Genomic DNA, 12,256 nt, shown 5'->3' with positions numbered 1-12,256 from the left:
CGTCCCCCCAGCTCGACGCCATATGCTGCACTGCATGACGAGTGAGCCGGAGCAGCAGCTGGGAGTGGGGACGCAGGACGCGTTCCAGCGTCTGTGGACGCCCCACCGGATGGCCTACATCCAGGGCGAGAACAAGCCCACCGGCCCGGGCGCCGGCGACGGCTGCCCCTTCTGCTCGATCCCGGCCAAGTCCGACGAGGACGGCCTCGTCGTCCGGCGCGGCGAGCAGGTCTACGCGGTGCTCAACCTCTACCCGTACAACGGCGGGCACCTGATGACCGTGCCCTACCGGCACGTCGCCGACTACACCGACCTCACGGCGGGGGAGACCGCCGAGCTCGGCGAGCTCACCAAGCAGGCCATGACGGCCCTGCGCACGGCTTCCGGCGCGCACGGCTTCAACATCGGCATGAACCAGGGCACGGTCGCGGGCGCGGGCATCGCGGCGCACCTGCACCAGCACATCGTGCCGCGCTGGGGCGGGGACACGAACTTCATGCCGGTCGTGGGGCACACGCGGATCCTGCCGCAGCTGCTGGCGGACACGAGGAAGATGCTGGCGGAGGCCTGGCCGACCGTCTGACCTCCCGGCACCTACGCGTCGTAGACGTCGGCCTTCCTCGGCGAGGCCTCCTGAACCGCACCGCTGAGCGCCGACGACCGGGACCCGAACTTCTCCACGTCGACCCCGTTCTCCCGCAGCACCTTCAGCGCCGCCGCGTGCACCACCCGCAGCACAGGAGTGGCCGCCCGCAGCGCGTCGTCCGCCATGAACCGATGCCGCCACGGCTGGTCGGCCCAGGCGTGCCGCAGACCGAACGGCTCCGGCAGCGTCAGGCTGCCGCCGAGCCAGTTCAGCAGCGGCGGATACCAGGTCAGCGGGGCGCGCGCGGCCAGCCGTACCACCTCGTCGGCGTCGATCAGCGGGAGCTTCACGGTCCGGGTCTCCCAGAACCGGAAGGCCTTCTGCACCGCCTTCTCCTTGGCCGCCGGCTTCTCGTTGAACAGCGGGTTGACCGGTCCCAGGGCATGCCCGGTGACCTCGATGCGCAGCGTGTCGTGCAGCACGGTCACGGTGATCAGCATCGTGATCACCAGGTGCCCGTCCCACAGGGTCCACTGCACGCCCAGGTAGTGCCGGTCGCCGCTGCCGAACTGCTGCTTGTTGCAGATGTCCTGCACGGCGTGCGTCCGGACCGTGTACGCGTCGACGTCCGTGCCGCTCGGCCGGGACACCTCCGTCGCCTTCTCGCCGATCGGCGAGACGATCCAGTGCGTGATGGACGGCTTGGGGAAGCCGCCGGTGTTGATGGACGTGCGCTCCAGCATGCCGAGACCGCCCTGGATCGCCACGATGACGTCCCAGCTGCGGAACGGGTGGAACTCCTTGCCGGGATCGGCGGAGACCAGCTCCTCGGCCAGCTGCCAGCTGCCCCATCGCGTGCCCATGCCGAGTATGCCCTTGGGGCCGGCGTAGAAGACCGAGTTGGAACGCTGCTCGGCGGCCAGGCGGGCCAGCTCCTTGCGGACCTGCTCGGCCGCGTCACCGGGGTTGCCGGGGACGGCCTCGGGGATCTTGGCGCCCACACCGCCGCCCGACAGCATGCTCGACCAGCGCTCCCGCAGATCGCGGGCGGTCCGCTCGCAGATCTGCTTGGCCCAGAACCAGCCGACGACCGGCATGATCACCGCCGCGCGTCCGTACAGGGCCCAGAATCCGGTGAACGGCATGCGGATCAGGAACAGCACGGCCAGCGCGCCCACGGCGACCAGCAGTGTGGTGGCGAGGGCGCCGGCACGCTTGTCCTCGCGCTTGGTCATGGTGGTGCGCAGCGTGAACACCAGCAGCCACACGAGGAAGCCGGGCAGGAAGAGCAGCCCGCAGATCACCGTGATCGCCGAGAGCCAGTTGTCGCGGTCACGGCGGATGCGGTGGGCCGCCAGGCAGTGCTCGACGACGACCTGGGGCTCGATGCCGAAGGACTGGATGACCGGCTTGCGCCCGGCCCCCAGCATCCGGTCGATCACCGCGCGGGAGAAGGCCTCGCCGAACCGGGGGCGGAAGATCTTCGCCCACGGGCGCGGCGGAGTCACCTTGGACTGGTGCCACTCGTTGTCGGCGGCCAGGATCTTGGTGACCTCGTCGTCGCGGTACGCCGCCGCGGCCAGCGCGTAGGTCGCCGCCGTCTGGCCGCTCGCACCCGCCAGAGGCACCTGGGCCCCAGGGCTGAAGTCGAATCCGTCCGTCACTGCCGCCCCCATCGCTGCCGCATCCGCATCTGCGGCCTTCCCGACTTCCGCGCTCCGCACACCTGTTGATCAGGTCATCAGCGTATCCGTCCGAACCGGCAGGCGGGGGCGGGTGGCCTGTCAAGCCGCCCGCCCCCGCGGAGGGGAGCCGTCAGAGGGGCACTTGTTGTGCGCCCGGCGCCAACTACGAGGCCTTGCGCTCCTCTTCACGCACCCGCTCCGCGACCTGCTGCGGCATCGGTTCGTGACGCGCGTACCGGCGGCTGAACCCCGCCGTGCCGTGCGCCATCGACCGCAGGTCGATCGCGTACCGGCCGATCTCGATCTCGGGCACCTCGGCCCGGATCAGGGTGCGCCCGCCGGGGGTCTGCTCGGTGCCGAGCACCCGGCCGCGGCGTCCCGACAGGTCGCTCATCACGGCGCCCACGAAGTCGTCGCCGACCAGCACCGACACCTCGGCGACCGGCTCCAGCAGATGGATCCTCGCGTCGGCCGCGGCCTCCCGCAGGGCCAGCGCACCGGCCGTCTGGAAGGCGGCGTCGGAGGAGTCCACCGAGTGCGCCTTGCCGTCCAGGAGGGTCACCCGTACGTCGATGAGCGGAAACCCGGCCGCCACTCCCTTGGCGGCCTGGGCCCTGATGCCCTTCTCCACCGACGGGATGAACTGCCGGGGCACCGCACCGCCCACGACCTTGTCGACGAACTCGATGCCGGACCCGCCGGGCAGCGGCTCGACCTCGATCTCGCAGATCGCGAACTGCCCGTGCCCGCCGGACTGCTTGACGTGCCTGCCCCGGCCGGCCGACTTGGACGCGAACGTCTCGCGCAGGGACACCCGGTGGGGGACGACATCGACCTGGACGCCGTACCGGCTGCGCAGCCGCTCCAGGGCGACGTCGGCGTGCGCCTCGCCCAGACACCACAGGACCACCTGGTGGGTGTCCTGGTTCTGCTCCAGCCGCATCGTCGGGTCCTCGGCCACGAGCCGGGCCAGGCCCTGGGACAGCTTGTCCTCGTCGGGTTTGCTGTGCGCCTGGATGGCCAGCGGGAGCAGCGGGTCGGGCATCTGCCACGGCTCCATGAGCAGTGGGTCGTCCTTGGCGGACAGGGTGTCGCCGGTCTCGGCGCGGCTCAGCTTCGCCACGCAGGCCAGGTCGCCCGCGATGACGTGCGACACCGGGCGCTGCTGCTTGCCGAACGGCGTGGACAGGGCGCCGATCCGCTCGTCGACGTCGTGGTCCTCGTGCCCGCGGTCGGCCAGCCCGTGCCCGGAGACGTGGACCGTCTGGTCGGCGCGCAGGGTGCCGGAGAACAGGCGGATCAGCGACAGCCGGCCCACGTACGGGTCCGAGGACGTCTTCACGACCTCCGCGACCAGCGGAGCGTCCGGGTCGCAGGGTTTGAGCTCGCGCGGCTTGCCGTCGATGGTCGTGACCCGCACCGTCTCGTGCTCCAGCGGCGTCGGGAAGCCCCGCGTGATCAGCTCCAGCAGCTCCACCGTGCCGAGTCCCTGCCGTGAGCCCTCGGCCGCGGGGGCGGCGGCCAGGACGGGGAAGAAGACCCCGCGCGCGACGGCCCGCTCCAGGTCCTCGATGAGCGTCTTGACGTCGACCGGCTCCCCGCCGAGGTAGCGGTCCATGAGGGTCTCGTCCTCGCTCTCCGAGATGATCCCCTCGATGAGCCGGTTGCGGGCCTCCTCGATCAGCGGCAGCTGGTCCTCGCCCGGCTCGGACTCCTTGCGCTCGCCGGTCGAGTAGTCGAACAGTTTCTGCGACAGGAGCCCGATCAGCCCGGTCACGGGCGCGTGCCCGTCGGCCGCCTGGGGGCCGTGCAGCGGCAGGTAGAGCGGCAGGACCGCGTCGGGGTCGTCCGCGCCGAAGGCCTCGGCGCAGCTGCGGGTCATCTCCTCGAAGTCGGAACGCGCCGACTCCAGGTGCGTGACGACGATGGCCCGGGGCATGCCCACGGCCGCGCACTCCTCCCACACCATGCGCGTCGAGCCGTCCACGCCGTCCGAGGCCGAGACGACGAAGAGGGCCGCGTCCGCCGCGCGCAGACCGGCCCTGAGCTCACCGACGAAATCGGCGTATCCGGGGGTGTCGAGGAGATTGACCTTGATGCCGTCCCACTCGACGGGCACCAGGGAGAGCTGTACCGAGCGCTGCTGCCGGTGCTCGATGTCGTCGTAGTCGGAGACGGTGCCGCCGTCCTCGACGCGGCCCGCCCGGTTCACCGCCCCCGCCGCCAGCGCGAGGGCTTCCACCAACGTGGTCTTGCCCGATCCGGAGTGGCCGACCAGCACCACATTCCGTACGGACTGAGGGTGGTCGGCCGCTTGTGCCCTGCCGGCGGCCCCAGGGTGTGTCTGTGCCTTGTCGCCCATGATCCTGCCTCCCGTGCACGGTGAGGTCACTGTGGGCGCGGACACGCGGAGTCCGCGTGCGTGGCGGCTCCGGCGTCGCCCGCGGTCATTCGACCTTCCCACTCCCGTCACGGTGCGTCCATACGAACGACGTGATCTCACCGCCCACCAGCGGCTCGCGGGTTCCCCCGAAAGGGGTGCGGGTGCCCGCACCTCGCCCACACGCGCGCGTGACTACGATGGGCCAGCCGGTGGCCAGCAGGGGCCAGACGGCGACACCGACCCTCGGGAAGGCCATGCTGAACAAGTACGCGCGTGCATTCTTCACGCGTGTCCTCACACCGTTCGCCGCGTTTCTGATCCGGCGGGGCGTCAGCCCCGACACCGTCACGCTCATCGGCACCGCCGGTGTGGTCGCGGGCGCGCTGGTCTTCTACCCCATGGGCGAGTTCTTCTGGGGCACGGTCGTGATCACGCTCTTCGTGTTCTCCGACCTCGTCGACGGCAACATGGCCCGTCAGCTCGGCCGCTCCAGCCGCTGGGGCGCCTTCCTGGACTCCACGCTCGACCGGGTCGCCGACGGCGCGATCTTCGGCGGCTTCATCCTGTGGTACGCCGGTGGTGGCGACGACCTCGTCCTGTGCGCCGTCTCGATCTTCTGCCTGGCCAGCGGCCAGGTGGTGTCGTACACCAAGGCCCGGGGCGAGTCGATCGGTCTGCCGGTCGCGGTCAACGGGCTCGTCGAGCGGGCCGAGCGGCTGGTGATCTCCCTGGTCGCGGCCGGTTTCGCGGGCCTGCACAAGTTCGGCGTGCCCGGCATCCAGTACCTGCTGCCCGTCGCTCTGTGGATCGTCGCCGTCGGTAGCCTCGTCACGTTGATCCAGCGGGTCGTCACGGTCCGCCGGGAGTCCGCTGAGGCCGAGGCCGCCGCGCAGGGCGAGCAGGATGATGAGGACGAGCAGCAGAACGCCTCCCACGGGAGCGAGGCGGCCACGTGAGCGCACAGGACCGGCTGACGGACGCGCTGTACGGCCTCGGCTGGGGCACGGTCAAGAAGCTCCCCGAGCCGGTCGCCGCACGGCTCGGCCGGACCATCGCCGACGCGGCCTGGAAGCAGCGCGGCAAGGGCGTCCAGCGCCTGGAGAGCAACTACGCGCGCGTGGTGCCGGACGCGAGCCCCGAGCGCCTGGCCGAGCTGTCCCGCGCGGGCATGCGCTCCTACCTGCGCTACTGGATGGAGTCCTTCCGCCTCCCGGCCTGGAGCGAGGAGCGGATCAAGGGCGGCTTCGAGGGCAAGGACCTGCACCACCTCACCGAGGGCCTGGCCGCCGGCAAGGGCGTCGTCCTCGCCCTGCCGCACCTGGCCAACTGGGACCTCGCCGGTGCCTGGGTCACCACGAAGCTCGGCATCCCCTTCACCACGGTCGCCGAGCGCCTGAAGCCCGAGACGCTCTACGACCGGTTCGTCGCCTACCGCGAGGGCCTGGGCATGGAGGTCCTGCCGCACAGCGGAGGCACCGCCTTCGGCACCCTGGCCCGGCGGCTGCGCGACGGCGGCCTGGTCTGCCTGGTCGCCGACCGCGACCTGTCCGCCTCCGGCGTCGAGGTCGACTTCTTCGGCGACACGGCCCGGATGCCGGCCGGACCGGCCCTGCTCGCCCAGCAGACGGGTGCCCTGCTGCTGCCCGTCACGCTCTGGTACGACGAATCGCCCGTGATGCGGGGCCGCGTCCACCCGCCGGTCGAGGTGCCCGAGTCGGGAACGCGGGCCGAGAAGACCTCCGCCATGACGCAGGCGCTGGCCGACGCCTTCGCCACCGGCATCGCCGATCATCCTGAGGACTGGCACATGCTGCAGCGCCTGTGGCTCGCGGATCTCGACCCCGGGAAGGGACGCCCGTGAGGATCGGCATCGTCTGCCCGTACTCCTGGGACGTACCGGGCGGCGTCCAGTTCCACATCCGGGACCTCGCCGAGTACTTCATCCGCCTCGGCCACCAGGTGTCCGTGCTCGCCCCGGCCGACGACGACACCCCGCTGCCGCCGTACGTGGTCTCGGCCGGGCGCGCGGTGCCGGTGCCGTACAACGGCTCGGTGGCCCGGCTGAACTTCGGCTTCCTGAGCGCCGCCCGGGTGCGCCGCTGGCTGCACGACGGCGCGTTCGACGTCATTCACATCCACGAGCCGACCTCGCCCTCCCTGGGCCTGCTGACCTGCTGGGCCGCCCAGGGGCCGATCGTGGCCACGTTCCACACCTCCAACCCGCGCTCCCGCGCGATGATCGCCGCGTACTCGATCCTCCAGGCCGCCCTGGAGAAGATCAGCGCCCGGATCGCCGTGAGCGAGTACGCCCGCCGCACGCTGGTGGAGCACCTCGGCGGCGACGCGGTCGTGATCCCCAACGGTGTCGACGTCGATTTCTTCGCCGGCGCCGAGCCCAAGGCGGAGTGGCAGGGCGACACGATCGGCTTCATAGGGCGCATCGACGAGCCCCGCAAGGGACTCCCGGTGCTGATGAAGGCTCTGCCGAAGATCCTCGCCGCGCGCCCGCAGACCCGGCTGCTGGTCGCCGGGCGCGGTGACGAGGAGGAGGCCGTGGAGTCCCTGCCGGCCGAGCTGCGCTCGCGCGTCGAGTTCCTCGGCATGGTCAGCGACGAGGACAAGGCCCGCTTCCTGCGCAGCGTCGACCTGTACGTCGCGCCCAACACCGGTGGCGAGAGCTTCGGCATCATCCTCGTCGAGGCCATGTCCGCCGGAGCTCCCGTCCTCGCCTCCGACCTGGACGCCTTCGCCCAGGTCCTGGACCGCGGGGCGGCCGGCGAGCTGTTCCCCAACGAGGACGCCGACGCCCTGGCCGACGCGGCCGTACGGCTCCTGACCGACCCGCAGCGGCGGGCGGAGCTGCGCGAGCGGGGGAGTGCCCACGTGCGGCGATTCGACTGGTCGACCGTCGGTGCGGACATCCTGTCCGTCTACGAGACGGTGACGGCCGGAGCGGCGGCGGTGGCCGAGGACGAGCGGACGACCGGGCTGTGGGGGCGGCTGGGGTTCGCCCGGGACTGACTCCGGCCGTGGCTCAACAGGTGCGGCATGGAGGGGCTCGATTTTTCAGCCACGCTCCTGAGCGGTCGCGGCGTGGGCGGGCGGGCGCCTCACGCCATCGATCATGCAGATCACAGGCGATCTTGACGCGTCGTTCGTGTGTGCGAAGGGGCGTCTGAGATGTGAGTGAAAACTGGATGGATCATGAATCCCTTTCGTATGTACGGTGCAACGGGTAGCCGATCGGCTGCCGTTGGTAACGGAGGAGGATGTCATGGACGAGCAGACCGAACTCACGACCACCGAGCCGTACGCACCGCCGATGCTCACCGAGGTCGGGGAGTTCAACGAGGACACCCTGGGCTTCATCGGCTGGGGCAACGACATCTTCGGCCACTACTCCGGCGGCTTCTGAGCGTCGCCTGACCGGCTCCTGAAGAAGTCAGCAGATGACCAGCACCGGGTTCGTCGTCCTGCCGGACACGGCAGCCGCGGCTGAGGCGCGCACGGCCGTGCCGTGGGCGTCGCCGGAGGAACACACACACGCCTCGGGGCGTCCCTGGCTGGTGGGCCGTTGGTCACCGGGAGAAATCACGGTGGTCACGGCGGGCCCGGTACGGGTGGCGGTGGTCGGGGTCTGCCCCGTCCCCGCCGCCCGGCTCGCCCGGTACGCCGCCCGCATCCGGACGGTACGGAACGCCGACGAACTGGCCGCGGTCCTGCCCGGCTCCTGCCACCTCGTCGTCTCGGCCCACGGCGAGGTGCGCTTCCAGGGCAGTGTGACCGGACTGCGCCGGGTCTTCCGCGCCCGGCTGAACGACGTCGACGTGGCGTCCGACCGGGCCGACGTCCTGGCGGCGATGACCGGCGCCGGCGTGGACGAACAGGCCTTGGCGCTCCGCGTGGCCACGGGCGGGTTCCTGCCGCCCCCACTGGGTGACCGGCCCCTGTGGTCCGGCGTCTTCGCACCGGCACCGGGCGACTGCCTGCTGTGGGAAGGCGACCGGGCGCGCGAAATGCCCTGGTGGCGGCCTCCGGCTCCCGAGCTGACGCTCGCGGCCGGTGCCGCGTCGGTACGGGACGCCCTCACCTCGGCCCTCGACGACCGCGGCCCCGCGAAGGGCCGGCTGAGCACCGATCTGTCCGGCGGCATGGACTCCACATCACTGTGCTTCCTCGCCGCCCGGAGCACACCCGACCTGATCACCTTCCGATGGGGCGAGGCCGAGGCGGGCAACGACGACTCCGCCTTCGCGGCACACGCCATCGGCGCCCTCGACGCGGCCGAGCACATCGTGGTGCCGCCCGACGACCTCCCACCGCTCTTCACCGACCCCTCGTCCCTGGTGGACACCGAAGAGCCCTATCCGTTCGCGCGCACCCTCGCCCGGACCCGGCACACCGCGCGACTGCTGGCCGGCAGCGGCTCACGCAGGCACCTCGCCGGACACGGCGGGGACGAACTCTTCACCCCGTTCCCCGGCTACCTCCACGGGCTGCTCCGCCGCCGCCCGCTGACCGCCCTGCGGCACGTCCGCGGTTACGGCGCGCTGCACCGCTGGCCCGTCCTGCCCACCCTGGCCGCGCTGACCCGCCCCGGCGACGAGGCCGCCTGGTGGCGCGCGCAGGCCGAAGGGCTCACCGACCCGCCCCCGTCGAAACGCCGGCCCGCCCTCGGGTGGGGCCTGTGGACGCTGCGTGCGCCGTCCTGGGCCACCGCCACCGTGGTGGAGGCGGCCCGGGAAGCCCTGCGGGACACCGCCGCCCGCGTACAGCCCCACTCCCCGGACCTGGCACAGCACCAGCTGCTGCTCGCCCTGCGTACCGCCGCTCCCTGGTACCGGCAACTGGCCCGCGTCTTCGCGGACCACGGCGTGCAACTCGACTCGCCGTTCTTCGACGACCGCGTGGTGGAAGCCGTCCTCGCCGTGCGGACCCACGAACACGCCGGCCCCTGGGGGTACAAGCCGCTGCTGGCCGAGGCGATGCGCGGCATCGTCCCCGAGCCGGTGCTGGGCCGCTCCACCAAGGGCGAGTTCAGCGACGAGGCCAACAGCGGGCTGCGCCGCAACCTGCCCGAGGTCCTGGGCATGTTCGAGGACTCGGCCCTGGCCGCCCGCGGACTCATCGACCCCGGCATCCTGCGCACCCGGCTCCTCGCTCCCCAGCCGGACAACTCCACGAGGAACGCGGTGGAGCCGCTGATCGGCTGTGAGACCTGGCTGCGTGCCACCACCCGACCCACCCCTGCCTGGAGGTTCGACGCCCGTGCGCCTGCATCCTGACGTGAGCACCACCGACACCGACGACGGCACGGTACTGCTCGACGAACGCACCGGACGGTACTGGCAGTTGAACAGCACCGGCGGCCATGTGCTCCGGCAGCTGCTGGGCGGGTACGAGCCGACCGGTATTGCCGCCGAGCTCGCCGACCGGTACGGCATCGGTCTCGAACAGGCCGAACGCGACGTCACAGCGGTCATCGAACGACTGCGGGCCTCGGAACTGGTGATCTCATGAGCATGTCCGTCGCGCTGTCCGAACGGCGTCGGCTCCCTCTGCGCCGTCGCGTCCTGCCCCTGCTCGCCGTCGGCGCCGCCCGCCTGCTGGCGCGCGCCAGACCGGCGCGCTTGCGCACCGTCCTGGAGTTCGCCCGCCGTGGCGCACGTCCCGCGACGGCGGCCCAGGCGCTACGGGCCCGCGAGGAGGTCGTGTCCGTCAGCCTGCGCTGCGCGGGCCAGGGCTGTCTGCAGCGCTCCATCGCCACCGCCCTGCTCTGCCGGGCGCGCGGGTCCTGGCCCACCTGGTGCACCGGAGTGCGCACCCACCCCTTCGCCGCCCACGCCTGGGTCGAGGCGGAGGGGCAACTCGTCGGCGAGGGCCACCCCAAGGGGCACTTCAAGACGCTGATGTCCATCCCGCCGCTGACGGACGACGGGGGTCGCTGACCACGGCCGGGGCGGGGTGAACGGCGTGGCCGCGCGTGCCGCTAGCCTTGCCGCCCGTGACCACCACTCTCATCTGGATCGCCGTCGCCCTGGTCGTGATCGGGCTCTACCTGAGCTGGACCGCCGGCCGGCTCGACCGCCTCCACGCCCGGATCGACGCCGCCCGGGCCGCCCTGGACGCGCAGCTGCTGCGCCGGGCCTCGGTGGCGCAGGAACTGGCGACCTCCGGGGTCCTGGACCCGGCCGCCTCGATCGTGCTGTACGAGGCGGCGCACGCCGCCCGGCAGGCCGAGCAGGAGCAGCGGGAGATCGCCGAGAGCGAACTGAGCCAGGCGCTGCGGGCCGTCTTCGGGGAGGCCCCGCAGGTGGAGGCGGTACGGGAGGCGCCCGGGGGAGAGGAGGCGGCCCGGGAACTCACCGAGGCGGTCCGCAGGGTGCCGATGGCCCGGCGCTTCCACAACGACGCCGTACGGGCGGCCCGGGCCCTGCGCCGGCACCGCAAGGTGCGCTGGTTCCGCCTGGCCGGTCACGCGCCCTTCCCAATGGCCTTCGAAATGGACGACGAGCCTCCGGCGGCCCTGGTGGACCGGGCCGCCTGAGCCACGTTTCCCGTGCCGTTTCCCGGCCGACCGCCGCAAAAGGGTCCACGGCGTTCCCATTGGCCCTTGCTGTGGCCTGGTTCTCTCACGTTTCCTCAGTGCTGCAGAAACCCTCTTTCCCATCAGCGAGGTCACCCGTGCCCATCTCCGAAAACCAGGCTCCCGAGACCGGTACCGCCCGTGTGAAGCGCGGCATGGCCGAGCAGCTCAAGGGCGGCGTCATCATGGACGTCGTCACTCCGGAGCAGGCGAAGATCGCCGAGGACGCGGGCGCCGTCGCCGTCATGGCCCTGGAGCGGGTCCCGGCCGACATCCGCAAGGACGGCGGCGTGGCCCGCATGTCCGACCCGGACATGATCGAGGGCATCATCGAGGCCGTCTCGATCCCGGTCATGGCCAAGTCCCGCATCGGCCACTTCGTCGAGGCCCAGGTCCTGCAGTCCCTCGGCGTCGACTACATCGACGAGTCCGAGGTCCTCACCCCGGCCGACGAGGTCAACCACAGCGACAAGTTCGCCTTCACCACCCCCTTCGTCTGCGGCGCCACCAACCTGGGCGAGGCTCTGCGCCGCATCGCCGAGGGCGCCGCGATGATCCGCTCCAAGGGCGAGGCCGGCACCGGCAACGTCGTCGAGGCCGTGCGCCACCTGCGCCAGATCAAGAACGAGATCGCCCGCCTGCGCGGCTACGACAACAACGAGCTCTACGCCGCCGCCAAGGAGCTGCGCGCCCCCTACGAGCTGGTCAAGGAAGTCTCCGAGCTCGGCAAGCTTCCCGTGGTGCTGTTCTCCGCCGGCGGTGTCGCCACCCCCGCCGACGCCGCCCTGATGCGCCAGCTCGGCGCCGAGGGCGTCTTCGTCGGCTCCGGCATCTTCAAGTCCGGTGACCCGGCCAAGCGCGCCGCCGCCATCGTGAAGGCCACCACCTTCTACGACGATCCGAAGATCATCGCGGACGCCTCCCGCAACCTCGGCGAGGCCATGGTCGGCATCAACTGCGACACCCTCCCCGAGGCCGAGCGCTACGCCAACCGCGGCTGGTAAGGCACAGGAATC

Annotated in this window: 12 protein-coding genes; 10 read left to right on the top strand and 2 right to left on the bottom strand. The window is 71.7% G+C overall.

The window, feature by feature from the left end:
* Nucleotides 1-22: 22 nt before the first annotated feature.
* The gene (locus HNR57_RS21065; RefSeq protein ID WP_184561655.1) at nt 23-583 is read left to right on the top strand and encodes an HIT family protein; all 561 of its coding nucleotides are present in this window, start codon (nt 23-25) and stop codon (nt 581-583) included.
* Nucleotides 584-594: 11 nt separating this feature from the next.
* Here HNR57_RS21065 and HNR57_RS21060 read toward each other — a convergent pair whose 3' ends face one another.
* Both HNR57_RS21060 and HNR57_RS21055 read right to left on the bottom strand, forming a co-directional pair.
* Nucleotides 595-2,262: an AbeC-like domain-containing protein gene (locus HNR57_RS21060; RefSeq protein WP_184561653.1), complete on the bottom strand. Its 1,668-nt coding sequence runs from the start codon at nt 2,260-2,262 to the stop codon at nt 595-597.
* Between the two features lie 172 nt (nt 2,263-2,434).
* On the bottom strand, nt 2,435-4,633 hold the full coding sequence (locus HNR57_RS21055; protein ID WP_184561651.1) for an elongation factor G-like protein EF-G2: 2,199 nt from the start codon (nt 4,631-4,633) through the stop codon (nt 2,435-2,437).
* 218 nt (nt 4,634-4,851) lie between these two features.
* Between HNR57_RS21055 and pgsA the strand changes: the two genes are divergently transcribed.
* From pgsA to pdxS, 9 genes are all read left to right on the top strand, one after another.
* Complete coding sequence (gene pgsA / locus HNR57_RS21050) at nt 4,852-5,610, top strand: phosphatidylinositol phosphate synthase (protein WP_221342842.1); 759 nt, start codon at nt 4,852-4,854, stop codon at nt 5,608-5,610.
* Entirely contained in the window at nt 5,607-6,515 is a 909-nt protein-coding gene (locus HNR57_RS21045; RefSeq protein ID WP_184561649.1) for a phosphatidylinositol mannoside acyltransferase, read from the top strand. Before pgsA ends, HNR57_RS21045 begins: the two co-directional genes overlap by 4 nt.
* Nucleotides 6,512-7,675, top strand: a complete 1,164-nt coding sequence (locus HNR57_RS21040; protein ID WP_184561647.1) for a glycosyltransferase family 4 protein — start codon at nt 6,512-6,514, stop codon at nt 7,673-7,675. Before HNR57_RS21045 ends, HNR57_RS21040 begins: the two co-directional genes overlap by 4 nt.
* 253 nt (nt 7,676-7,928) lie before the next feature.
* A complete protein-coding gene (locus HNR57_RS21035; RefSeq protein ID WP_184561645.1) occupies nt 7,929-8,069 on the top strand; it encodes a keywimysin-related RiPP in 141 nt (46 codons plus the stop codon).
* A gap of 34 nt (nt 8,070-8,103) precedes the next feature.
* Nucleotides 8,104-9,939, top strand: a complete 1,836-nt coding sequence (locus tag HNR57_RS21030; RefSeq protein WP_184561643.1) for a lasso peptide isopeptide bond-forming cyclase — start codon at nt 8,104-8,106, stop codon at nt 9,937-9,939.
* 1 nt (nt 9,940) lies between these two features.
* Nucleotides 9,941-10,174 (top strand): lasso peptide biosynthesis PqqD family chaperone, encoded by a 234-nt coding sequence (locus HNR57_RS21025; RefSeq protein ID WP_313674249.1) that lies wholly within the window; start codon nt 9,941-9,943, stop codon nt 10,172-10,174.
* Entirely contained in the window at nt 10,171-10,602 is a 432-nt protein-coding gene (locus HNR57_RS21020) for a lasso peptide biosynthesis B2 protein (protein ID WP_184561640.1), read from the top strand. The genes HNR57_RS21025 and HNR57_RS21020 overlap by 4 nt, the downstream gene beginning before the upstream one ends.
* Before the next feature lie 56 nt (nt 10,603-10,658).
* Nucleotides 10,659-11,201 carry a LemA family protein gene (locus HNR57_RS21015; RefSeq protein ID WP_184561638.1) on the top strand — a complete coding sequence of 181 codons (543 nt, stop codon included), beginning with the start codon at nt 10,659-10,661 and terminating at the stop codon, nt 11,199-11,201.
* Between the two features lie 137 nt (nt 11,202-11,338).
* Nucleotides 11,339-12,244: a pyridoxal 5'-phosphate synthase lyase subunit PdxS gene (pdxS, locus tag HNR57_RS21010; protein WP_184561636.1), complete on the top strand. Its 906-nt coding sequence runs from the start codon at nt 11,339-11,341 to the stop codon at nt 12,242-12,244.
* Nucleotides 12,245-12,256: the final 12 nt, after the last annotated feature.

Origin of the sequence: Streptomyces paradoxus (genome assembly GCF_014202475.1) — a bacterium.
Classification (GTDB): Bacteria; Actinomycetota; Actinomycetes; order Streptomycetales; family Streptomycetaceae; genus Streptomyces; species Streptomyces paradoxus.
Note: the sequence above shows the minus strand (reverse complement) of the source record. Positions and strands in the feature narration are given on the sequence as shown.